Consider the following 24,356-nt stretch of genomic DNA (forward strand, 5'->3'; position numbering starts at 1 on the left):
GATCAAGTCTTGGCGGCGGACCAAGCGTCGAACGCCTGCTCGAACACGCGGTCGCCCGGAACACCCTTCTCGATCGACAACAAGGCCCGGCGCCCATTCGAATAGGAAATGGGGATGTCGATCCACTCCTGATTCTTCAAAAGCTGTAGATTGGTCTTCACCGCCTGATCGAGATCGTTGAGGGCGATGATGAAGAAGCCATCCGAGATCTTGCCGGCCACACCGACCAGCGGCTCGCCTCGCGACTGCTCCGATGGCTTCAGCGCCAGCCGCTGGATATTGGCGATCTGTCCGCCAGGAAAATCCGGAGGAACGTCGAAGTTGAGCTCGATAACGTGGCTTGCCGGCAGCGTCACGTCCGTGTTCCGCCGGATCGTCATCGTCATCTTGAGGTTGATTTCCGAGACATCAGCAACGGCGCGGATTGCCGGTTCGGCCGGCTCTCCGTCCGCAGGAGGCTCGTTGACCAAGCTCCAGACCACCTGCGCAGGCTGCTGGCGACCCGGTTCGGTCTGCGACCGTTCCTCATAGAACATGCCGTTCTGAGCGACAGGCACTCCCTGCGCGGCGGGAGGCGTCGCCGTGTCGCTCGCAGCCGGCGGCGGTGTGCTCGTCTCTGACTGGCCGTTGTTTGGCGCATTGGTTGCCGGCGGCTGGGTCGAAGGTGTCGGTTCCGCCGAGGGTTCCGGCGAAGCGGCAGCGATATTGGTTCCTTCGTCGAAGGCATTGGTGTTCGGCTCGGCAGGGCCTTCATCGACCTCAGTGCCGTCGGGCAGAAGGCGCTGCGTGAAGCGGCGCTTGGCCCCCCCCTGTGTTGCTGCAGAGGCCACCTGGTCTGTTTCGCCATCGGCACCCGCGCCCGGCGAAGCCGGCTCGGTTCCACCTGGCGCGGTGGCCGAGGGAGCCTCCGAACTGGCCTGCCCCGCAGACGGAGGCGTAGCGGCAGGCGAGCCGCCCGTCGAAGTGGTCGCCACCTGTGGAGCTTGCGGCGCCTCGTCGATGAGAAGGCCTTCCCAAGAGCTGCGATAGGCCCATGCGAGCGCGCCGCCAGCGATCAACACCACGCCGATCCCGATGGAGGCCAGGGTCCTCGCGCTCGGCCCGCGCCGCCGCGACATACGCGGTGCCTCGAGATCGGCAGGCGGTATCTGCTCGGAGACGTAGCGGTTTTCTTCCCCATCATCGTGGTCCCGCTCGTACTCTCCCCTGAAGCCGCCTTCATCGGTCTCCGCTTCCGCGTCACCCTGGCCGTCGATCTCGTAGTCGTTACGAGACTGCCGACCGACGGCGTAAGAGTGAGACTCGGGAAGATAGTTCTCAGGCTCCTCCGGCTCGTCGACGAAGACCGGGGCGTCATGGGTCGACGGCTCCGGCTCGTCCTCATAGGGCTGAGGAACAGCGGGGCTCCGCGACGGCTGAGTGGGGGCGGCAGCCGGTTCCGGATGACGCTTGAGAGGACGATAGCTCTCCCAGGTCTGCCGGCTGACGGGCGGCGCCGGCTCGTTATCCTCCGGCTCTGGAGAAGGAGCATATCGCTCTTCGACGTAAGCCTGCGCATCGTCCGCATAATGGTCGGAAGATTGCGGCGGCTCGGGCGCAACGCGGGGCCGCTCGGCTTCAGACGCCGGAGCATAGGGAGACGGCGCCGCCACGGGACGCGGAGTCGCCATCGATCTCGGTCTCATCGGCGGCGGCGGTGCCACCGGCCTGGGAGGCTCCGGAGACATCGGCGCTTGGTCCGGCTCAGCGGGCTCGGTCGGCGCCGGCGCCTCATCCGGAGTATCATCGGGCTCGATGGCCGACGGCTCTTCCCTCGCCGGCTCGATCTCGGCCGGCGCAGGCTCCGCTTCAGCCGCGCGATAATGCTCTTCGGTGCGCTCGATGGCGTCTTCCAGCGCCGACATGCGCGCAGCCGCCACGGCTTCGGCCAGAGGTGGGTTTGCCGCCTCCACTTGCCGAACGATCGCGGCCCGGGCCCTTTCGTAGACCTTGGCGCGCAATTGCGGCGTCTGGTGGGGGAGCCCGTCGATTGTCTTGCGCAGAACCGCGCTCAAATCCGCCATGGATTTCGGTCGCTCGCTTGCTGTGACTCTGTCGTGAAAAACCGTCGATGCTTAGTCTTCGAAGGGATCACGAACAAGTATCGTGTCCTCTCTCTCTGGAGAGGTTGACAAAAGCGTGACAGGAGCGCCCACGAGTTCTTCGATGTGCCGGACATATTTCACGGCCGCCGCGGGAAGATCGCTCCAGCGCCGGGCGCCGGCGGTCGACTCCTTCCACCCCTCCAGAACCTCGTAGACAGGCTCCACTCGGAGCTGCGCCGCGAGATTTGCCGGCAGGTAGTCGATCTCGTGCCCGTCCAGCCGATAGCCGACGCAGATCTTGATCTCGTCCAAACCATCCAGCACGTCGAGCTTGGTCAGCGCCATCCCGTGTAGGCCGTTGAGCGCAACCGCCTGGCGCACCAACACGGCGTCGAACCAGCCGCAGCGACGCTTACGCCCGGTGACGGTTCCAAACTCGCGTCCGCGCTCTCCAAGGAATTGCCCGACCTCGTTGTCCTGCTCGGTCGGGAATGGCCCCTCGCCGACGCGGGTCGTGTAGGCCTTGACGATGCCGAGGACGAAGCCGACAGCCCCGGGCCCGAGGCCAGAACCCGCCGCCGCCTGTCCCGAGACCGTGTTGGATGAAGTGACGAAGGGATAGGTGCCGTGATCGATGTCCAGAAGGGTTCCCTGCGCGCCCTCGAAGAGGATGCGATCGCCGCGCCGACGCCGCTCGTCCAGCAGATGCCAAACGCGGTCGATATATGGCGCGATCTCGCCAGCCACCGACGTCAGCTCCTCCAGGATCGTCTCGGTTTTGACCTCCGGCTGCCCCAGCCCACGCCGTAGCGGATTGTGGTGCGCCAGAAGCCGCTCGACCCGCTCGGGCAGAACGTCGAGTTCGGCGAGGTCCATCACCCGGATGGCCCGCCGTCCCACCTTGTCCTCATAGGCGGGGCCGATGCCTCGGCCGGTCGTGCCGATGCGCGTGCCGCTAGCGGCGCTTTCCCGGATCTGGTCCAGTTCCCTGTGGAGAGACAGAATCAAGGCGGCGTTGTCCGCGATTCGCAGGCGGTCAGGAGCGATCGTGACGCCCAGCGCCTCGACGCGCTTCTTCTCGGCGAGAAACGCATGGGGATCAAAAACGACGCCGTTGCCGATGACCGAGAGCTTGCCTTCCCGAACCACGCCGGACGGCAGAAGCGAGAGCTTGTAGGACACGCCGTCGACCACCAAGGTATGGCCGGCATTGTGCCCCCCCTGGAAGCGAACGATAACATCGGCCCTCTCCGAGAGCCAATCGACGATCTTGCCCTTCCCTTCGTCACCCCACTGCGAACCGATGACGACGACGTTTGCCATGATTTCTCCTTCCGGCGTCAGGTCCCTGCGCCACGACGGCGGACTATAGTGAAGCCGGCGTCACGATGCGAGGCCGCAACGCTGGTTTTCCCTGGTCAGCGGGCCGCGGAAAACCATTTTTCGTCAGCCGCGCCACCGCCATCCCGTCGCGGCCGACGAAGAATGCATCCGCCAAGCCATGATCCAGATACAGAGGCCGGCGGCAAGGAGAGGTTCATCCCCCCTTACCGCCGGCCCGCCCGCACGAAAGCCGAGTGAACTTCAAGAGAACTTCACGCCAAAACAAAGCGTTGAAGCAAAATCCGGATTCTATCTATCATATTTCATTCCGGAGCATGACGCTCAAAGGCCACATGACCTTCCGAAAAAGGTCATGCCCAGTCAGCGCGTTAGAGCGACATCCGGATTCGATATCCCATTTTGCTTTCAAGCGTCGTGGTCAGACGTCGAAGACCAGAGGCTTGGCCTGGCCGATACCAGCGAGAGCACGCACTTCCGCCAGGAATTCATCGCTCAGCGGCTCGTCGAGATAGAGAAGAGCGATGGCGTTGCCGCCCTGCTCGTCGCGGCCGAGCTGGAAGTTGGCGATGTTGACGCCGTTCTTGCCGAAGGCCGTGCCGAGCTGGCCGATGACGCCGGGCGTGTCGCGATTGGTCGTGTAGAGCATGTAGCGGCCGACCTCGGCCTCCATGTTGATGCCCTTGATCTGGATGAAGCGGGGCTTGCCGTCCTGGAAGCAGGTGCCGGCGATGGACCGGGTCTGCTTCTCCGTCGTGACAGTGACCTTGATGTAGCCGTCGAAGACGCCGGTCTTGTCGCGCCGCACCTCGGAAAGTCGGATCCCGCGCTCCTTGGCCATGATGGGCGCCGAAACCATGTTGACGGTCTGGACGAGCGGCTTCAGGAGCCCGGCGACCGCAGCGCTGGTCAGCGCCTTGGTGTTCATGCCAGCGGTGATGCCGTCGTAGAGAATCTCGATCTCCTGGATCGGGCTTTCCGTCACCTGCCCAGCGAACGAGCCAAGGATTTCGGCCAGCTTGACGAACGGCGTCAGGATCGGCGCCTCCTCGGCGGAGATCGACGGCATGTTGAGCGCGTTGGAAACCGCGCCTTCGATGAGGTAATCCGCCATCTGCTCGGCGACCTGAAGCGCCACGTTCTCCTGGGCTTCCTGCGTCGAAGCGCCAAGATGCGGCGTGCAGATGACGTTCTCCATGCCGAAGAGCGGGCTATCGACCGCCGGCTCCGTCTCGAACACGTCGATCGCCGCGCCCGCCACTTTGCCGCTCTTCAACCCTTCCACCAGATCAGCCTCGACGACCAAACCGCCCCGCGCGCAATTAATGATACGCACGCCCCGCTTCATCATCGCGATCGCATCGGCATCGATCACGCCGCGCGTCTTGTCGGTCAGCGGCGTGTGAAGGGTGATGAAGTCGGCGCGGTGGAAAAGTTCATCGAGCTCGACCTTCTCGACCCCCAGATGTGCCGCCCGATCCGTCGAAAGGAAGGGATCGTAAGCGATGACCTTCATCTTCAAGCCCACCGCGCGCGTCGCCACGATCGATCCGATATTGCCGCAACCGATGATGCCAAGCGTCTTGCCGGTGATCTCGATGCCCATGAAGCGGTTCTTTTCCCATTTGCCCGCCTGCGTCGAGGCATCGGCGGCCGGCAGCTGGCGCGCCAGTCCGAACATCATGGCGATGGCGTGCTCGGCGGTCGTGATGGAATTGCCGAAAGGCGTATTCATCACGATGATGCCCTTGCGCGAGGCCGAGGGAATATCGACGTTGTCGACACCGATGCCGGCGCGGCCGATGACCCTGAGGCGCCCGGCCGCCGCGATGACCTTTTCGGTCACTTTCGTCGCGGAGCGAATGGCCAGACCGTCATACTGGCCGATGATTTCGAGAAGCTTTTCCTTGTCCTTGCCGACGTCAGGAAGATAGTCGACCTCGACGCCGCGATCCTTGAAGATCTGGACAGCGGTTGTGGAAAGCTTGTCGGAAACGAGAACGCGCGGTGCCATCGAAAGCCCTTCGGAAAAAGAAAAAGACGGAACGCCAACGGCCGCGGCCGTCACCGGCCGCATCCCTTGATCATTCATGACAAGGGGGATTACGAGCCTCAACGGCGGCACCCCTGGTCGATCGGACTGAATTTTGAGGATATTCCTGCGCCGACCCTCAGCCTGATTAGCTGAAGATCGACGAACGCCAACAACTGGGAACGCGAGAAACGCGCAGCGACCTACGCCGCCTTGGCGATGCTGGCCTTCTGCTCGGCGAAGGCCCAGGCGAGCCACGGCATCAACGCTTCCACGTCGGACGTCTCGACTGTGGAACCACACCAGATGCGCAGGCCCGCCGGTGCATCGCGATAAGCGCCGATGTCGAAAGCGGCGCCTTCCTTCTCAAGCCGCGCGGCAACACCCTTGGCAAACGCCGCGAGGTCAGCTTCGGGAAGAGCCTTCACATCCGGATCGGTAAAAGTCAGACAGACCGACGTATTTGATCGGATGTCGGCCGTTTTTGCCAGGAAGCCGATCCACGGATTAGCTGCGACGAAGCGCTCGACCACCGCGAGATTGGCGTCGGCGCGAGCCTTCAGGGCATCGAGCCCGCCGATCGACTTCGACCAGGCCAGCGCGTCGAGATAGTCCTCGACGCAGAGCATCGACGGCGTGTTGATCGTCTCGCCCTTGAAGATGCCCTCGATCAGCTTTCCGCCCTTGGTGAGGCGGAAAATCTTCGGCAGCGGCCAGGCAGGCTTGTAGGTCTCAAGACGCTCGACGGCGCGGGGAGACAAAATGATGATGCCGTGAGCTGCCTCGCCGCCCAGAGCCTTCTGCCAGGAGAAGGTGACGACGTCGAGCTTGTCATACGGCAGGTCCTGAGCGAAGGCCGCCGAGGTCGCGTCGCAAATCGTCAGTCCCTTGCGGTCGGCGGGGATCACGTCGCCATTCGGCAGACGCACGCCGGAGGTGGTGCCGTTCCAGGTGAAGACGACGTCGCGATCGAAATCGACCTTGGAAAAGTCGACGATCTCACCATAGGGCGCCTCGAAGATGCGCGCGTCGGTCAGCTTCAGCTGCTTGGCGACATCGGTGACCCAGCCGGCGCCGAAGGATTCCCAGGCGAGCATGTCGACGCCGCGCGCGCCGAGAAGCGACCACAGCGCCATCTCCACCGCGCCCGTATCGGACGCGGGCACGATGCCGATACGGTAGTCGGCGGGAACGCCGAGAACCTCACGCGTGTCATCGATGGCCTTGGCGAGTTTGGCCTTGCCGATCTTCGCACGATGCGACAGTCCAAGAGCTGCGTCTTGGAGCGCGGCGAACGACCAGCCGGGGCGCTTGGCACAAGGTCCAGAAGAAAAGCGGGGATTGGCCGGACGCACTGCCGGCTTCGGATGATTTGTCATCTTGTAGCTACCCTTACAGATAGGCGCCCCTCGTTGGGGAGGAGTGTCCCGCATATGGAGCTACGACGGACGCCCCCTCCGGTCAAGCTCCATTTTCTGCCTCCGAGACACAAAAAAGCGGCGGAGCCGTCGCCCCGCCGCCCGTCATTCCCAAAGAGGAAGCAATCCTACCAGAGCGAATAGCGCAGCCCGGCCTTGATTTCGTGCCGCCCAAACCCGTCGTCCCAGGACTTGTCCTGCTTCTCGACATCCAGATAGCGATAGCCGACATCGAGCTTCAGGTTGCGCGAGATGTCATAGGCGACACCGGCCATGAGCGCGTAGCCGAGACGCCAATCGGACTTGTAGTTGTCGCCATTGTCATATTCGACGTTCACGCCGCCCACGCCGCCGCCGACATAAGGCGTGAAGCCGACAAACGTGCCGAGGTCGACATAGGCGTTGGCCATCAGTTCCCAGGTCTCGAGATCGTCGACGGCAATCGCAGCATCATTGAAGCGAACGTCGGTCTTCGAATAGGTCGCGGTCACATCCCCGCGCAGATAGTCGGTGAAGCGATAGCCGAAGCCGAGGTCGTAGCTCGCGTTCTTCTCGAGATCGAGGCGATCGGAGGAGATGTCGGCGTCATAGGAGACGTCTCCGCGAAGATACCAGCCGGTGCCTACCTCGACCGGCTGAATCTCTGGCGCCGTCTCGTAGATCGGCGCCGACATCAGGTCCGCGGCCTTCGCTCCCTCGCCGGGGAATACGGAAAGAGCCGCCGCTGAGATGAAGAGAGAGGCGAGAAGAGCCTTCATCGTGATCAGGTCCTCAATGGAATGGAGGGCCGCGCGGCGGCGGCCTGTTCGCGGAGAAGACTGCCCGAGAATGCTTAACACTCCATTAACCCTAATGGCTGGTTAAGCAGAACCTTGGCTCTGGGGCGGCACGGCTCTCTTCGAAGCGCAGAAACGAAGAAAGCCGCCCTCTTCCGAAAGCGGCTTTCTTCAACGTTGAAGGTCGGTCGAATCAGAAGAACTCGTACCGCAGACCCGCCCGCACCTGATGGATGTTGAAGCCGTTGTCGCGCATCTGAACGCCGGAAGCGCCGTTGGCCTTGTCCGATGCCGGGCCCTGATCGTCGAACTCGAAGGCATCGCCCTTGCCGATATGAAGGAAGCGATATCCAACGTCGAGCTTGAGCTGGCTCGTCAGGTCATAGCTCGCGCCCGCCATGAGGGCGGTTGCCCAGCGCCAGTCGGAGGAGCCTTCGCTGCCGTTTTGATACGGGGTGTAGGACGACGGGCAGTTGGGGCAGTTTTCCTTGGTGTTCCACCGGTCGTAGTCGACGTACGCCGCGCCGACGCCGGCGCCGACGTAAGGGGTGAAGCGGTTGAAGTAGGGCAGATCGACATAGAGGTTGGCCATCGTCGTCCAGACGTCGGCCTTGGACGAATCGCCGTAATTGCATTCGTCGTCGTTCTGCAGGAAGCCGTGATCGGGCGCGTTCTTGACCATGTAGGGGCAAGCGCGAGAGCCCGCGACCTTGGCGTGGAAATAATCGACCGTCGCGTCGGTGCGCAGGAACTCGTTGAACCGATAGCCCGCGCCGATCCCGGCCAGGACGCCCGACTTCAGGTTCAGCTTATCGTAATGGTAGGTGTCGTCGATACCGTCGTCACCCATGCCCCAGTTGTAGTAGTCCCAGTTGCCTTCGGTCTTCGACTTGAAGTTGGTGCCGACGTCGCCGCGCAGGTACCATCCCGAGGTTTGAACAACGGGAGTGGCCTCAGGCACGTAGGGCTGATCCTCGATGATATCCGCGGCCTGAACGGCGGACGCTCCCGCCATTAGGCCGAGCGCCAGCGTAGCGATGGCGGAAATGCGCTTCATCTCATGTATCCGATCTAGCGGTTACGACGGCGTCCCGCGCCTGTCTGATCGAGGACAGTAAAAGAACATGGTTAAAACAAAGTTTACCGGAACGGTTGCTTCACCATGACGAAAGGTCAGGCAGCCTCTCGATCCAGGGCGCCACAGATGTCGTCGACAACCGCCCGCACCAGGACAGGATCGTCGCCTTCTGCCATCACGCGAATCAAAGGCTCCGTTCCCGAGGGGCGGATGACGATCCGCCCGGAATTGCCCAGCCGCAAACGCCCAGCGTCGATCGCCTGCTTGACCGCCTCTCGCTCCAGCGGCTCGCCGCCGGAATAGCGCACGTTCTTCAGAACCTGAGGCACGGGCTCGAACTTTCGGCAGACCTCGGACACGGTCTTTCCTGTCTGCCTCACGGCAGCCAGAATTTGCAGCGCGGCCACCAGACCATCGCCCGTCGTGCCGAAGTCGGAAAGCACGATGTGACCTGACTGTTCTCCACCGACGTTATAGCCGTGCTGGCGCATATGCTCGACGACGTATCGGTCGCCGACCTTGGTCCGCGCCAGCTCCATGCCGCGGCCGTTGAGGAAGCGCTCGAGACCAAGGTTGGACATGATGGTGGCAACGATACCTCCGGCGGCGAGCCGGCCATCCTCGGCCCAGCTTTCAGCGACCACGGCCATCAACTGATCCCCGTCGACGATCTCGCCCCTCTCGTCGACAAGAATGACGCGATCCGCATCCCCGTCGAGCGCGATCCCGATGTCGGCACGAACCTCATGGACTTTGCGCTGCAGGGTTGCGGGATGGGTCGAACCGCATTCGAGATTGATGTTCGTTCCGTTCGGCTCGATACCAACCGTAACGACTTCCGCCCCGAGCTCCCACAGCGCCGCCGGAGCAACCTTATAGGCCGCCCCGTTCGCACAATCGATTGCCACCCGCATACCGTGAAGGGTCACGTCGCGCGGCAAGGTGCGCTTGACGAACTCGATGTAGCGGTAAATGTCACCCTCGACGCGCTTGGCGCGCCCGATATCCTGGGAGGGTGGCAGCGTCAGGTATATGTCCTGTTCGAGCAGACGCTCGATCTCCATCTCGATCTCGTCCGACAGCTTGTAGCCATCAGGGCCGAAGAGCTTGATACCGTTGTCATGAAACGGATTGTGCGAGGCGGAGATCATCACGCCGAGATCGGCACGAAGGGAGCGCGTGAGCATCGCGACGCCAGGCGTTGGAATTGGGCCGAGAAGGAAGACGTCGAGCCCCGCTGCCGTGAAGCCCGCCACCAGCGCATTTTCCAGCATGTATCCCGAAAGCCGCGTGTCCTTGCCGATCACCACGCGATGGCGATGAGTGCCCCGATGAAAGGCAATGCCAGCGGCCATGCCGACCTTCATCGCCACCTCGGCCGTCATCGGATGCTTGTTCGCCAATCCTCTAATGCCATCGGTGCCGAAATACTTTCTGCTCATCGGAAAAATTCCTAACGCTTATTTCCGGCGATCGCTTAGCCCAGCACCCCCGCTAAACCAAATAACAAAGCATGTTAAGGCCAACCGATGGGTGAACACGCAGTAGCGGAACAGGAGGCACAAAAAAGGCGGCTGGGTTCTCCAGCCGCCTTCTTGATCCTTGACGTGGTGTCGCTCAGGCCGTGGGTTGCGGCTCCAGGCCACTTTCCGGTTCGCCACCGTCGCGAGGACCGGACGGCTTCGCCGGGCCGGCCTTGGGAACGGCCGAACCGCGGGAAGGCGGCGTGTCATTGCCCATGTCACGGGTAAGCGGACGGCCGGCAAGCAGGTCGCGAACCTCGTCGCCCGAAAGAGTCTCATACTCAAGCAGACCCCGCGCAAGGGTATGAAGCTCATCGATATGCTCGTTGAGGATGCGGCGAGCCTTGTTCTCGGATTCCTCGATGATCCGGCGAACTTCCGAGTCGATCAGCCGCGCGGTGTCTTCCGACATGTTCTGCTGCTGGGCGACCGAATGACCGAGAAACACCTCGTCCTGGTTCTGCTTGTACCGCAGCCGGCCGAGCTTGTCGCTCATGCCATATTCCATCACCATGGCCCGCGCCATGTTGGTCGCCTGCTGAATGTCGTTCGATGCGCCCGTGGTCACGTTTTCGGGCCCGAAGATGATCTCTTCGGCCGCGCGCCCGCCAAAGATCATCGAGAGGCGCGCCTCCATCTCGTTCTTGCGCATTCCGTAGCGATCACGCTCGGGCAGGTTCATCGTCACGCCGAGGGCACGGCCGCGAGGAATAATCGTGACCTTATGCAGAGGATCGTTGAACGGCTCGTGGATGCCCACGAGAGCATGGCCGGCCTCATGATAGGCCGTCAGCCGCTTCTCTTCCTCGGTCATGGCCATGGAGCGACGCTCGGCGCCCATCAAGACCTTGTCCTTGGCGTCCTCGAACTCCAGCATGGTGACGAGGCGCTTCGAACGACGCGCCGCCATCAGCGCGGCTTCGTTGACGAGGTTCGCGAGATCAGCGCCGGAGAAGCCCGGCGTACCGCGCGCGATGGTGCGAAGGTCCACGTTCGGCGCCAAAGGCACGTTGCGCACGTGGACCTTGAGGATCTTCTCGCGGCCGCCGACGTCCGGGTTGGGCACCACGACCTGCCGATCAAAACGGCCTGGACGCAGCAGCGCCGGGTCGAGAACATCGGGGCGGTTGGTCGCGGCGATCAGAATGATGCCCTCGTTCGCCTCGAAGCCGTCCATCTCGACCAGAAGCTGATTCAGCGTCTGCTCGCGTTCGTCGTTGCCGCCGCCGAGGCCCGCGCCGCGATGGCGACCGACGGCGTCGATCTCGTCGATGAAGATGATGCAGGGGCTGTTCTTCTTCGCCTGCTCGAACATGTCGCGCACGCGGCTTGCGCCAACGCCGACGAACATCTCGACGAAGTCGGAACCTGAAATGGTGAAGAACGGAACATTCGCCTCGCCGGCCACCGAGCGCGCAAGAAGGGTCTTGCCGGTTCCCGGAGGGCCTACGAGCAGAACGCCGCGCGGAATCTTGCCGCCGAGCCGCTGGAACTTCTGCGGTTCGCGCAGGAACTCAACGATCTCCTCAAGATCCTGCTTGGCCTCGTCCACGCCCGCAACGTCCTGGAACGTCACGCGGCCGTGCGTTTCGGTCAGGAGCTTCGCCTTCGACTTGCCGAAGCCCATGGCCTTGCCGCCGGCGCCGCCCTGCATCTGCCGCATCAGGAAGATCCAGACGCCAAGGATGAGCAGGATCGGGCCGAACGAAAGCAGCATCGACCAGATAGGATTGGTGTTGTCGCTGGGCGGGCTGGCGCTGATCTGGACGTTCTTGCTTTCCAGCCGGCTCACCAGTTGCGGATCGCCCGGCGAATAGGTCTGGAAGGGACTTGCCCCGTCCGTGTAGCTGCCAGAGATGCGCTGGCCCTGGATGGTCACCTTCTGCACCCGGCCCGAGTCGACATCGCTCAGAAACTGCGAATAAGGTACCTCGCGCGCGCTTGCCGTGGGCGAGCCGTTCGAGAACAGCTGAAACAGCGCGATGAGCAGGAGCGCGATGATCGCCCAAAGAGCGAAATTGCGGAAATTCTGATTCATTTCAGGTCCCGGGTTTCGCGCAGATCTTTCTCGAACGCGCTTCTGCCAAGATAGGTTCGTGTTCCCGGCTTGCCAACCAGTTCAGGCACATTTGCGGCATTTTGGTTTCACAATCCCGTAGTGCTCCACGACGAATGTGAGACGGGCCTTCATACGTCCGGCAAATCCTGCCAAAGGCGCCAGGAAATGCGCTCCTTGATCGGCAGGATGGGGGTTGCCGGCGGCACCTTCGCGCGGAGCGCCGCGGGCGCGGCGAGAATGCCTCCCTCGGCGTCAAGCAGCACCGGCAGTGTCTTCTCCACCCGATTGCCGCGCCCCAACGCGCCAAGCGCGATCAGGCTGGCGCTGCCTTCCACAGTAGAAACATTCACCTCGAACCGATGATCGAACAGAACGCCGCCGCTGCCAACGCCAACGCGGGCGGGATTGGAAGACAGATCGACTGAGGGGATGCCGCGACGTCCGAATTCGCGGACGAACCTCATGCGCGAGCCCACCTCGGCGATAATGCCATTCAACGTGACGGTCCGCACTTGATCGCCATTCTTCAAGTGATGGTCGAACCGTTCGACCGCCGATCGCGCCGGCGGGTGCGCCCCTCCCCCCACGGCCAACAGAATACGTTCGAGCAAGGCTATCGAAGAGAGAGACTCAAGCTTCTGGAAAGCAGGACGATCGAGCTCGACCGTTCCCTCCGGGCTCACGACAAGCAGGCCCGCGTCGTGCCATCGGCCCATGATGGAGGTGAGGTTGAGCTCCGCCCGGCTCTGATTCTCCCGATGCCTGGCAATTTGAGCAAGGACCTCGGCGCGCTCTTTCGTATCCTGCTCGCGCAGCGACCGGCGGATGCGGGCGCGCAGATAGTGCGGATCGAGATTACTGGGGTCGTTCACGAAGGAAAGAGAGCGGTCGAGAGCAGTGGCCTGCAAAGCGGCGCGAGGGACGTCAAGCAGCGGACGCAGCAGAAAAAGGTCGGGCCCGATCTCGCGGACAGGGCGCATCCCCGCCAACCCTCGAGGGCCTGCGCCGCGACCGGCGGCGATGAAATGCGTCTCTATTTGGTCGTCCTGGTGATGCGCAGTCATGATCGCCGCCGCCCCCGCCTCGCGGGCGGCAGCCGCGAGAAGACGATAGCGCGCCTCTCTCGCCTGCTCCGAGACGTTTCCGGCGAGCGGCCCTTCGCGCCACAGCCGCGTCTCGTGCGACAGACCCAGCGAGCATGCAAGCCTGCTTACGAATGCCGCTTCCGCCACTGATTCGGGGCGCAGCCCGTGGTCGATGGTAACGACATGGAAAGTGGCGGCGAGCGCATCCACACTCTCGGCGGCCAGTGCCATCAGGGCGACAGAGTCGGGTCCGCCCGATACGGCGAGCACGACGCGCACCGGAGTTTCGCCGCCGCTGCGTCGTTTGCCCAGCAGCGCGAGCGACGAGTTCAGCAGCGTGCGGCCGGTCTCACGGCTCAGAACAGCGCCTTCCGCGTGGCGAGATTCGGCGGCAAGGCAGCTCATCGAACGAAGGTCATCCCCGCTGTGAGCAGCGGGCCGCGGTCTTTTCATCCTTGAGCTTGCGGCGAACGCTGTCGCTGACGTTGGGATAGCGTCGCGACACTTCGTTATAGGTCGCGCAAGCCGTGTCCGCGTTGTCGAGCCGGGCCAGCGACATACCGAGCTTCAGCAACATCTCCGGCGCCTTCCGGCTGTCGGGGTGCTGCTTCTGCGCGTTGAGGAAAACCTCGGCTGCGTCCGTGTATTCCTTCTGCGCGAAGAGGCTCTCGCCCAGCCAATATTCGGCATCAGCCGCATCCTTGGCGTCGGGATAGGTCTGCGAATACTGCCTAAAGGCGTTCTCGGCGAGCTTGTAGTCGCCGGCGAGCAGATAGTTGTAGGCCAGCGCGTAGAGGTCACCGGCGCTCTTCGGATCGATCGAGGCGACCGTCTCCGAAGACGTTGTTGGAGGGGTCGGTGTCGCGGCTGGCGCGGGAGTGCCAGTCCCCTGCCCCGGCGCGGCCGCTTGGGTCGAGCCGCTGTCGGGAATCTGGCGAACGTTGCCCGTCGTATCCGCGCCCTGGCCCGCAGGCGCAGCGCCCGGCTCGGGAGTCAACCCGGCGAACTCGGCGTCCCCGCTGCCCTGGGTGGGTTGCGGCTTTTCCAGCGCCCCGCTCTTTTGGCCTGAGGCCGATGCACCGGCGCCGCCGCCGCGTCCCTCGAGATCCTGGAACCGAAACTCGTTGTCTTCCTGCTGCTTGCGCATCTGCTCCTGCGCCTGGAGAAGCTGGTAGGACAGTTCCTCCACCCGCCCGTTGAGACGGCGGACCTCATCCTCCAGCTGGTTCAGACGCACGAGCGTGTCGCTCGCCTGGGCGACGCGAACGGGCTGGCTCTGAACAGGAAGAACCTGGGCCGAACGATTGTCAGCCGGTGCGGAGGCGGATGCCAGACCGGCCTCGCGGTCGCCCTGCGATGAGCCGATATGGAAGGGGATGCTGAAGGCGCCTGCCTCACCGGCGCTCAACAGAAGCAGAACCGCGGCGACGGATGCCAGGCCCGCGGATGTCCGCGCTTTCAGGCGATGAACCATGGTCGAAATGCGCTCCTTGTTACCCTCTGACCGCCGCAGGTCGGCGACCGCGCGTGGTCAATCCGTCGCCCCGGTGCGGAGCACGGCTCGATGCGCTGGTTAGCATGGAACGATGGACTTCGGCCAAAATTTGGCCGTGGCGCGGAAACAGCCACGCATATTTCTGCGATGCACTGGTCAAAACGATGGGTGGCCGACATTAGCCGGCCACCCATAAAAATATTCTTCAGCGAGGAAGATTACGAATTGCCGCCGCTCAGAACCGTCACCGCGCGGCGATTCTGCGACCAGCAGGAGATGTCGTCGCACACCGCAACCGGCCGCTCCTTGCCGTAGGAAATGGTCTTCATGCGGTTGGCCGCGACGCCCCGGCTTGCAAGATACTCCATCGTCGCGGCGGCACGGCGCGCGCCGAGTGCGAGGTTGTACTCGCGGGTGCCGCGCTCGTCGGCATGACCCTCGATGGTGATGGCGTAGCGCGGGAACTGGTTGAGCCACTGCGCCTGGCGGTTCAGGATCTGCTGCGCCTCGGAGGAAATCTGCGAGGAGTCCGTCACGAAGAAGATGCGGTCGCCGACATTGACCGTAAAGTCCTGCGTGCTGCCCGGCGTCACTGACCCCGGACCGCCGACGCCATTGGCGCCAGCACCTCCAAGGCCAAGCCCCGCGGCGTTATCCGGCAGAGCTCCCTTCTTCGACGCGCACCCCGACACGGCCAGGATGGCGGCAAGCATAACGGAAACTGCGATGTGGCTGCGAGCCACCATGATCCGGCCCATGGCCAGCTCCTTTGGATCGGATGAATTAACGCTACCGGTTGTTTACTCTGCGCCTGGTTAACGCGGTGTGAAAGCGGGAGGCTTTCGGCAAGCATAACCATTTGCACGGTATTGAAAAGGCCGCGCCGCCGAGACAGCGCGGCCTTGGAAAGGCCTACTCGAGCAAGGGCGACCACGCCGGATCCGAGGCGAAGGCCGGCGTCGGGATGGACTGCTCGTTGTAGCCGGTCAGGTCGATGGAATAGAGCTTCGGTCCCGCCGCGCCCTGAGCCTGACGGAAGAACATCACGACGCGGCCATTGGGCGACCACGTCGGGCCCTCGTTGTGGAAGCCCGAGGTCAGGATGCGTTCGCCCGATCCGTCGGGCCGCATGACGCCGATCTGAAACTGGCCACCGGACTGCTTGGTGAAGGCGATGAGATCGCCGCGCGGCGACCACACTGGCGTCGAATAGGAGCCTTCACCGAAGGAAATGCGCTGCTGGCCCGAACCGTCGGCGTTCATGGTGTAAAGCTGCTGGCGCCCGCCGCGGTCCGATTCGAACACGATCCGCGCCCCATCGGGCGAATAGCTCGGCGACGTATCGATGGCGTTGCTGCTGGTGAGCCGGGTCGTTGCGCGCGAACGAAGATCCATGGCGTAGATGTTGGCGTTGCCGCCCTGCTCCAGGCTCATGATCACCTTCTGCCCGTCCGGCGAGAAGCGAGGCGCGAACGTCATGCCAGGGAAGTTGCCGACGATCTCACGCTGACCGGTGTCGAGCTGAAGCAGGTAGACGCGCGGCTCGCCGGCGCCGAAGGACATATAGGTGACTTCCTGGCGAGAGGGAGAGAAGCGCGGCGTCAGGACGAGGTCCTGACCATTGGTCAGATAGCGCACGTTCGCTCCATCCTGATCCATGATCGCCAGACGCTTGATGCGCTTCTCCTTCGATCCTGTCTCGTCGACGAAGACGACGCGCGTATCGAAGTAGCCCTTTTCGCCGGTCAGCCGCTCATAGATGGCGTCGGCGATGATATGGGCCACGCGCCGCCAGTTCTCGGGATTGGTATAGAACTGCTGGCCCGTCAACTGCTGTCCGCCGAACGTGTCCCAAAGCCGGAATTCTGCTCGAAGGCGCCCATCGGCCTCCGGCGTGACGCGGCCCACGGCCAGCGCCTGGGCGTTGATCGCGGTCCAGTCCGCGAAACGCGGTGCCGAATCGGGATTGGCGCCTCGTTCGATGAACGATGCGGGATCGAGCGGCTTGAACAGCCCCGACCGCTTCAGATCGGCGGCGACCACCGAGGAAATCTTTTGGCCGATGCCATCCTTCGAGAGAAAGTCGGGAATGGCGATGGGCAGAGGTTGGACATTGCCACGCGTGATGTCGACCTCGAGCTGGGCGTGAGCCGGCTGAGCCACACCCCAGCAACCCAATGCCAGAACGAGCGCGGCAAACAGACGATGGGCGGTACTTTTCATCAATGGCTTTCCCGTTCGATTGGCGGCGACACACGCCTTTCGGATGGTCAATATGGACCCTTTGGGGGCTGGGGGAATCGATCAGGGCGTCAATACATCTCGCTCGGGTCGAAATTGAGAGTGACCTCAGACCAGGCTTGGTATTTGTCCGCCGGCAGATTGTAGGGCGAGCAGCGACGCACGGCACGCAGCGCGGCTTCCGCAGCGGCTCGTTCGACTCCCGATCCGCCGCCGCCGGAAACGATCGACGGCATCCCCTGCAATGTACCGGACGGGTCGAGTTCCATCTTGATCGAAATCTTCACGGAATCGGCGCCCGTGCCGCCGGTCGGCGGAGACCAGCAGCGGGCCATCTGATCCTTGATCATACCCTGAAGCTCGCCGAGCTCGCTTCGTGTCAGAACAGAGCCGGTCGTCTCGCGACTGCCGAGAGCAGCGGGCTCTGTCGAGCGCTTGGCTCCACCGCCCGACGCCTTCTCCTGGCTGAGGAGCGCGGCAATCTGATCGGCGTTGAACTTGGAGTCCGATGACTGGTCGGCCTGGGTCTTGGACGAGCTCGTCTGCTTGGACGTAGAGGGCTGCGGCGTCGGCTTGGCTTCGGCCACCTGCTGCGGCGCGGGCGCTGCCGGCTTTTTCACCGGCACGGGGACGTGAGCCGGTGGCGTGGGCTCCTCTGGCTTGGAGTCCGCCGCGTCGGCGATCATCTCTTCGATCGGATCGTCCTTGGGCTTGGGCTCGGCCTTGGGCTCCGGCGCCTTCTCGGGGGCGGGCTCCTGCTTGGCAACCGGCTCTGCGGGTTTGGGCGCGGGTTCGGTCTTGGCGGGGGGCGGTGGCGGAGGCGGAGGTGCGGAAGCCGCCTGCGTCTCGCTGCGGTTGGGCCGGACTTCGGGCACGGGTGGCGTCTTGAGGTCGGCCTCGTTGTCGCCGACGTTCTCCGCCGGCATCGGCAGGGTCTGCGGCTTCTTGGTCGGAGCCGGCGCCGGCTTTTCGCGGATCGGCGCGGTCTTTTCGCCTTTGACGCCCTGGAAGGTGTCTCCCATGACGATTTCCACCGGCAAGGCCTCGGAATAGGTCGCGTCCAACGGATGGGGTGAAGACAGGCTCCACATCCCCCAGGTGAGGGCCGCGACATGGATGGCAGCGGAGGCAGCGAGACCGGTTTTCATGGCAAAGACGTCTGTCAGCTCGACTTTTCCGAGGCGGTGACGAGACCGATGTTGGAGAAGCCGGCGGCGGAGATGCGCGCCATGACCTGCATCACCATGCCATAGTCCGCAGACTTGTCGCCGCGCACGAAGATGCGTTCGTTATAGCCGTTCTTGGCGATCGCCTCGAGCTTCGGCACGACCTCATCGATGCCGATTTCGGTTTCGCCCATATAGACCGTGCCCTCGGCCTTCACGGAAATCTCGATCGGCTGGTGCTCGGCGTTGAGCGCCTTCGCCTGCGTCTGCGGCAGCTCCAGGGGCACGCCGACGGTGAGCAGAGGCGCGGCCACCATGAAGATGATGAGCAGGCACAGCATGACGTCGACCATCGGGGTGACGTTGATCTCGCTCATCGGCGCGCGCTTGCGCGACCGACGCCGGCGGGACCCACCCCCCGATGATGCCGCGTTAACGGACATACCCATGAACCAATCGCTCCTACGTGCGAGGGGCCGTGCCCCTCAACCCTTTTGCCCGCCTTCGATGCCGCCGCGCATTGCCCGATGATCAGCGCGACGTCTTCTCGTCGATCTGACGGGAAAGGATGGCGGAAAATTCGTCGGCGAAGGCTTCCAGCCGGTTGCCCAGCTTGCCGGCGTCCGATGTCAGCTTGTTGTAGGCGATGACGGCGGGGATCGCGGCGACAAGACCGATGGCCGTGGCGAGAAGCGCCTCGGCGATGCCCGGCGCCACGACGGCGAGGTTCGTCTGCTTGGATGCGGCGATGGCCTGGAACGACGTCATGATGCCGATCACCGTGCCGAACAGACCGATGAAGGGCGCCGCCGACCCGACCGTCGCCAGGAATCCCAGACGAGACTCCAAGGCGTCGATCTCGCGCGCCAGCGTCACGTCCATCGCCTTTTCGATGCGGGTCTGGAGGCCGAGGGGCGAACGCGCACCCTTCTCGAAGGATTTCTTCCATTCGCGCATCGCGGCGACGAACAGCGCCCCCATCCCCGAAGCCGGGCGCTCCGAGAGATTGTGATAGAGCTCCTCAAGCGACTGACCGGACCAGAAGACGTTCTCGAACTTGTTGAGCTGCCGGCGGAACCGGCCGTAGAGCAACGTCTTGTCGACGATGATCGCCCACGTCCAGACAGAGGCGCCGAGCAAGCCAAGCATCACCAGCTTGACGATGAAGCTGGCTTGCCAGAACAGATCCCACAGCGAAATCGTACCCACTGGTGCAGCCAGCGCGGACTGAGCGACTTCATTCATTGCCAGTTGTTCCTTGCACGTGCCGCCCGCTTCTGGCGGCCGCCCCTCTTGCGGCGAGATCCGGAGGATGCGGGGTCAGATGAAGCCGAATCTGACCTGCCGCCGAGTCGGACTCGCGCCGTTGAGGTGCCTTTTTGCCGTCGAATCGGGTGAAAGAATGGCGCGAATCAACGTCAAATCTTTCGGGTCCTATTCAAGCAAGGTTAGGGTTAACAACCCGTTACCGAGCCAGGACTCCGTCTTCGGCAAGAACCTCGCCGAACCGAGCCGCGATCTCTGGCGGCAAACGATGCGCCCGGCCATTGGCGACGACCGCAATCGTGACGACAGCTTCGATGAGCACTTCCGCGCCCCGCAACGCCTGCTGCGTCAATACGATTCGCGCCCCCGCGATCTTGCGCACGCTCGTTCGCACCGACAGGAGATCGTCGATCCGGGCGGAGCGGTGGAAGTCGATCTCCATTCGCCGCACGGCGAAGGCCAAGGGCGCCCCGTAGCCGCCCTCTTCCATGCGGCTGTGGCTGATGCCTAGCAGCCGGAGCAACTCGGTCCTCGCCCGCTCGAGAAAATGGAGATAGCGCGCGTGATAGACGACGCCGGAAAAGTCCGTATCTTCGTAATAGACGCGAACGGGGAATATGTGGGCTCCGTTTTCGAGGCGCCCCGACAGCCCTTCGCTCATCACTGTTCCTTCAGGTCAATTCTTTCGGGGAAAATGTCATCGCGTTGTAACAGACGAATGATTGGGAACGCCACCGAAGAACCTCGGATGGAGCCTCCCGATGTCTGCCGCAAGAACCCTCTCGGTCCTCTCGATCGCCCTCGCCTCGACCACATTGGCCGCAAAGGCCGATCAGGTCTTCAACCGGGTGGCGTCCTTTCCGGTGGCGACGAACATTCCCGGCGACCAGGACAAGGCTCATCCGTCCTCGGCCGAAATTATCGCCGCGTCCGAGGATGGCAACACCCTGGTTTATTCCGACAGCCCGCTCGGCGGCATCGGCTTCATCGACATCACGGATCCCCGCGCCCCCAAGGCCGCCGGCTACGTCAAGGTGGACGGCGAGCCGACATCGGTCGCGATCTCCGGCGACAGCGTGCTCGCCGCGGTGAACACCTCCGAAAACTATAAGAACCCCTCTGGCAAGCTCATCACGATCGGCCTGAAGTCGCACGAGACAAGCACCACCTGCGATCTTGGTGGCCAGCCGGATTCGGTCGCGGTCTCTCCCGACAAGAGCTTTGCCGCCATCGCCATCGAGAACGAGCGGGACGAGGACCTGAACGACGGCGAATTGCCGCAGATGCCCGCCGGCGACCTCAAGATCTTCTCGCTGAAGGACGGCGCGCCCGACTGCGCCAGCGTGAAGACGGTCGACCTGACGGGCCTCGCGGAAATCGCGCCGGAAGACCCCGAACCGGAATTCGTCGATATCAACGAAAACAACGAGATCGTCGTATCTCTTCAGGAAAACAATCATTTCGCAATCGTCGATGCGACGACGGGCAAGGTAACGAAGCACTTCTCCACCGGAACCGTGGACCTGAAGGGCATCGACGCCAAGGATGACGGCAAGCTGGAGTTCACCGACAATCAGGACGGCCGCCGCCGCGAACCCGACACGGTGAAATGGATCGACACTGACCATTTCGCCTCGGCCAACGAAGGCGACTACAAGGGCGGCTCGCGCAGCTTCTCCATCTTCGACAAGAAGGGCAACGTCACCTTCGAATCCGGCCCCGCGTTCGAATACGAGCTGATCCGCGCGGGGCATTACCCCGACAAGCGATCGGATGCGAAGGGCGTCGAGCCGGAGGGACTTGCTGTTGGCACCTTCGCCGACAGCAAGTATCTCTTTGTCCTGTCCGAGCGCGGCTCGGCGGCCGGCGTCTATAAGCTCGGCGGCGAGGCGCCGGAGTTCATGCAGGTTCTTCCCTCCGGCATCGCTCCCGAAAGTGCCGTGACCATTCCCGGTCGCAACCTTCTGGCGACGGCAAACGAGGCAGACCTGGGGGAGGACGGCGGCGCGCGCTCTCACGTCATGATCTACGAGCTCGGCGAGGGCAAGGCGAGCTATCCTATGCTCGTCTCGAAGGATCAGGACGGCAAACCCCTCGGCTGGGGCGCGCTCTCGGGGCTGTTCGCGGCTCCGGATAAGGCGGGAATGCTCTATGGCGTGAGCGACTCCTTCTATAAGACCCAGCCCACCATCTTCGCCATCGATGCCACGCAAACGCCTGCCGCCATCACCAAGGCAATCCGCGTGACGCGTGACGGCATGCCGGCGCAGAAGCTGGACCTCGAAGGCATCACGGGCGACGGCAAGGACGGCTTCTGGCTGGCCTCGGAAGGCGACGCGGCCAAGCTGGTGCCCCATGCCCTCTATCACGTCAGCGCCAAGGGCGAGATCAAGCAGGAAGTGCCCTTCCCGCAGGAGCTCGCGGGAAACGAGACGCGCTTCGGCGCCGAGGGCGTGACGAAGGTTGGCGACCTCCTGTGGGTCGCGATCCAGCGCCCGTGGAAGGATGATCCGAAGGATACGGTCAAGCTGCTGGCGTACGATACAAAGGGAAAGAAATGGGCCGGCGCCGTGCGCTATCCCCTCGATCATGCTGAGGCGGGTTGGGTCGGACTATCCGAGATCACAGCGCACGACGGCGCGCTTTACATCATCGAACGAGACAACCAGATCGGCACCGCCGCGAAGGAAAAGAAGCTGTTCAAGGTCTCGCTGGACGGCCTTTCGCCCGCGCCCCTCGGCGGCGAGCTTCCGACAGTCAAGAAGGAGGAGGTGCGCGACCTGATGCCGGACCTCGAGAAGACCGGCGGCTATGTCGTCGACAAGGTCGAGGGCTTCACCATCGATGCCGACGGGACCGGCTGGGTCGTCACCGACAATGACGGCGTCGACGACTCCTCCGGCGAAACCATGTTCTTCTCCATCGGCAAGATGTGAGAGCGCGCAGCCGGGTCGCTGACGGTTTGGCCCGTTTCCGAAGACGAACGGCGGATGCCGCACGGCTGCATCCGCTTTCTTCTTGCTCTGCCTGCGGCTTTTGGGCTGTTGCAGCGCGGCGTCCCGCCCCTAGATCGCCCTTAGCTGTCAACACGTTCGATCCAGGGTTCCGTGCGCGCTCTTTTATTCCAGACCTATGAGCGCATCAGCGCGAGCTATTGGTTCCTGCCATCGGTCATGGCGCCGTTCGCCGCCCTCCTGGCGTTTGTGCTCATCCAAGTCGATCTTCGCCTCCCGCCCGACTTCTACGGCCATAGCGCCTTTCTCTTCGCCGCCCAACCGGATGGCGCCCGCGCCGTTCTGTCTGCCATAGGCGGGTCGATGATCGGCGTTGCTGGCACGGTCTTCTCCGTCACCATGGCGACCGTCGTCTTCGCCTCGGGAAGCTACGGGCCGCGCCTTCTCACCAACTTCATGAACGATCGCGGCAATCAGGTGACGCTCGGCGTCTTCGTCGCCACCTTCGTCTATTCCATGCTGGTGCTGCGCAGCGTGCGCGACGCGGCCGAGGGCGCTGCCCTTTTCGTGCCGAACACCGCCGTCTTCGGCGCCATCATTCTCGCGCTCGGCTCGATCGCCGTCCTCATCTACTTCATTCATCACGTTCCCTCGAACATCCACATTTCGAATGTCATCGCGGGAATCGCTCATGCGTTGCTGGACGAGATCGGCGATCGCTTTCCCAAGGATATCGGCGAGGGTGCGGACGATACGCTGACGCAGGCACACCTTCCTGATGGCTTGAACAAAGGGCTCGATGAACGAACCGCCGGCACCGTCGCCATCCTCGCCGCCCGGAGCGGCTACGCTCAGGTGATCGACGATGTCTCGCTCATGAAGATCGCCAAGGAGCGCGATATCGTCATTCGTCTGTCCTGCCAGCCGGGCTCCTTCGTCCATCCCGGGCTTGTGCTCTTCACGGTCTGGCCTGCGAGAAAGGTCGATGACGATTTGCACGACGCTCTTCTCGCAACCGTCGCCTTGGGCAACGCCCGCACTCCGGCGCAGGACATTCTCTTTCTCTTCGACGAACTGGTTGAAATCGCCGGCCGGGCACTATCGCCGGGCGTCAACGACCCTTTCACCGCGGTGACCTGCATCGACTGGCTCTCGGCGGCCTTCAGCGAGCTGGCGGGACGGCGGACGCCCGGCGCCTTTCGCATGGATGACGACGGCGTTCCCCGCATCATCGTCGAGCCTCACGGCTTCGCCGAATATCTCGACCATGCCTTTGGCCGTCTGCGGCAGTACGCCGCACGTGACCGCATCGCGGGAGCACGTTTCATCGAGGCGCTGACCAGCGTCGTCGGCGCCTGCGGCCGCCGGATCGATATCGAATCGCTTCGACAGCAGAAGGCGGCGCTGCTGGCGCTCGCGGCAGAGGAACTGCCCGAGCCGTCGTTCCGTCCCATTGCCGAGGCGGCGGAGCGCTTTGACCGCGCAGCGGCGCAAGCGGCAGCGCGGCGCCTCTAGAGCGGGATGAAGTTCGGCAGAATCGGAAGAGGATTCCATCGGAGGCGCCAATCTGATTCAACATGCTGGCTGGAGACGGAGGCCAGCATGGATGGGTCGACCTTATTCGATGGATCTGCGCGAGCGGGTGGTTGCGGCGGTGCTTGAGGGCGGGCTGTCGCGCCATCAGGCGGCGGAGCGCTTCGGGGTTGCGGTGAGCACGGCGGTCAAATGGCTGCAGCGCCACCATGAGACGGGCAGTGTGGCGCCCGGCCAGATGGGTGGGCACAAGCCGAAGAAGATCGCCGGCGCGCATGCCGAGTGGCTGCGCCGGCGCTGCACGG

The 24,356-nt window shown here is 63.4% G+C and carries 19 protein-coding genes; 3 read left to right on the forward strand and 16 right to left on the reverse strand.

Features of this window, described 5'->3' with window-relative positions:
* Positions 1-2: 2 nt before the first annotated feature.
* From B5D38_RS11070 to ybgC, 16 genes are all read right to left on the reverse strand, one after another.
* Positions 3-2,063, reverse strand: coding sequence for a hypothetical protein (locus B5D38_RS11070; RefSeq protein WP_078708472.1), 2,061 nt, complete (start codon positions 2,061-2,063; stop codon positions 3-5).
* Positions 2,064-2,114: 51 nt separating this feature from the next.
* On the reverse strand, positions 2,115-3,407 hold the full coding sequence (locus tag B5D38_RS11075; protein ID WP_078708473.1) for an adenylosuccinate synthase: 1,293 nt from the start codon (positions 3,405-3,407) through the stop codon (positions 2,115-2,117).
* A gap of 439 nt (positions 3,408-3,846) precedes the next feature.
* Positions 3,847-5,439, reverse strand: coding sequence for a phosphoglycerate dehydrogenase (serA, locus tag B5D38_RS11080; RefSeq protein WP_078708512.1), 1,593 nt, complete (start codon positions 5,437-5,439; stop codon positions 3,847-3,849).
* A gap of 221 nt (positions 5,440-5,660) precedes the next feature.
* A complete protein-coding gene (locus B5D38_RS11085; protein WP_078708474.1) occupies positions 5,661-6,836 on the reverse strand; it encodes a phosphoserine transaminase in 1,176 nt (391 codons plus the stop codon).
* 167 nt (positions 6,837-7,003) lie between these two features.
* Positions 7,004-7,633, reverse strand: coding sequence for an outer membrane protein (locus B5D38_RS11090; RefSeq protein ID WP_078708475.1), 630 nt, complete (start codon positions 7,631-7,633; stop codon positions 7,004-7,006).
* A 211-nt stretch (positions 7,634-7,844) separates the two neighbouring features.
* Complete coding sequence (locus B5D38_RS11095; protein ID WP_078708476.1) at positions 7,845-8,708, reverse strand: outer membrane protein; 864 nt, start codon at positions 8,706-8,708, stop codon at positions 7,845-7,847.
* 116 nt (positions 8,709-8,824) lie between these two features.
* Positions 8,825-10,171, reverse strand: a complete 1,347-nt coding sequence (glmM, locus tag B5D38_RS11100; protein WP_078708477.1) for a phosphoglucosamine mutase — start codon at positions 10,169-10,171, stop codon at positions 8,825-8,827.
* A 175-nt stretch (positions 10,172-10,346) separates the two neighbouring features.
* Positions 10,347-12,290, reverse strand: coding sequence for an ATP-dependent zinc metalloprotease FtsH (ftsH, locus tag B5D38_RS11105; protein WP_078708478.1), 1,944 nt, complete (start codon positions 12,288-12,290; stop codon positions 10,347-10,349).
* A 149-nt stretch (positions 12,291-12,439) separates the two neighbouring features.
* Entirely contained in the window at positions 12,440-13,801 is a 1,362-nt protein-coding gene (gene tilS, locus B5D38_RS11110) for a tRNA lysidine(34) synthetase TilS (RefSeq protein ID WP_165690838.1), read from the reverse strand.
* Between the two features lie 10 nt (positions 13,802-13,811).
* Complete coding sequence (gene ybgF / locus B5D38_RS11115; RefSeq protein WP_078708480.1) at positions 13,812-14,870, reverse strand: tol-pal system protein YbgF; 1,059 nt, start codon at positions 14,868-14,870, stop codon at positions 13,812-13,814.
* A gap of 239 nt (positions 14,871-15,109) precedes the next feature.
* Positions 15,110-15,649 carry a peptidoglycan-associated lipoprotein Pal gene (gene pal, locus B5D38_RS11120; RefSeq protein WP_078708481.1) on the reverse strand — a complete coding sequence of 180 codons (540 nt, stop codon included), beginning with the start codon at positions 15,647-15,649 and terminating at the stop codon, positions 15,110-15,112.
* A 154-nt stretch (positions 15,650-15,803) separates the two neighbouring features.
* Positions 15,804-17,114: a Tol-Pal system beta propeller repeat protein TolB gene (gene tolB, locus B5D38_RS11125; protein ID WP_078708482.1), complete on the reverse strand. Its 1,311-nt coding sequence runs from the start codon at positions 17,112-17,114 to the stop codon at positions 15,804-15,806.
* An 89-nt stretch (positions 17,115-17,203) separates the two neighbouring features.
* Complete coding sequence (locus tag B5D38_RS11130) at positions 17,204-18,280, reverse strand: hypothetical protein (RefSeq protein ID WP_078708483.1); 1,077 nt, start codon at positions 18,278-18,280, stop codon at positions 17,204-17,206.
* A gap of 14 nt (positions 18,281-18,294) precedes the next feature.
* Positions 18,295-18,747 carry a protein TolR gene (tolR, locus tag B5D38_RS11135; RefSeq protein ID WP_078708484.1) on the reverse strand — a complete coding sequence of 151 codons (453 nt, stop codon included), beginning with the start codon at positions 18,745-18,747 and terminating at the stop codon, positions 18,295-18,297.
* Between the two features lie 82 nt (positions 18,748-18,829).
* Positions 18,830-19,543 (reverse strand): protein TolQ, encoded by a 714-nt coding sequence (gene tolQ / locus B5D38_RS11140; RefSeq protein WP_078708485.1) that lies wholly within the window; start codon positions 19,541-19,543, stop codon positions 18,830-18,832.
* A gap of 220 nt (positions 19,544-19,763) precedes the next feature.
* Positions 19,764-20,225 carry a tol-pal system-associated acyl-CoA thioesterase gene (gene ybgC, locus B5D38_RS11145; protein WP_078708486.1) on the reverse strand — a complete coding sequence of 154 codons (462 nt, stop codon included), beginning with the start codon at positions 20,223-20,225 and terminating at the stop codon, positions 19,764-19,766.
* Positions 20,226-20,325: 100 nt separating this feature from the next.
* On the opposite strand from ybgC, the gene B5D38_RS11150 reads away from it, so the two are divergent.
* The 3 genes from B5D38_RS11150 to B5D38_RS11160 form a co-directional block, all read left to right on the forward strand.
* Entirely contained in the window at positions 20,326-22,500 is a 2,175-nt protein-coding gene (locus B5D38_RS11150) for an esterase-like activity of phytase family protein (protein WP_078708488.1), read from the forward strand.
* A 171-nt stretch (positions 22,501-22,671) separates the two neighbouring features.
* Positions 22,672-24,033, forward strand: a complete 1,362-nt coding sequence (locus B5D38_RS11155; RefSeq protein WP_078708489.1) for a DUF2254 domain-containing protein — start codon at positions 22,672-22,674, stop codon at positions 24,031-24,033.
* A gap of 91 nt (positions 24,034-24,124) precedes the next feature.
* Positions 24,125-24,356: helix-turn-helix domain-containing protein (locus tag B5D38_RS11160; RefSeq protein WP_131829905.1), on the forward strand; the 232-nt coding region annotated here is incomplete at its 3' end.

The sequence above is a fragment of the Consotaella salsifontis genome, from assembly GCF_900167365.1.
GTDB classification, from domain to species: Bacteria; Pseudomonadota; Alphaproteobacteria; order Rhizobiales; family Rhizobiaceae; genus Consotaella; species Consotaella salsifontis.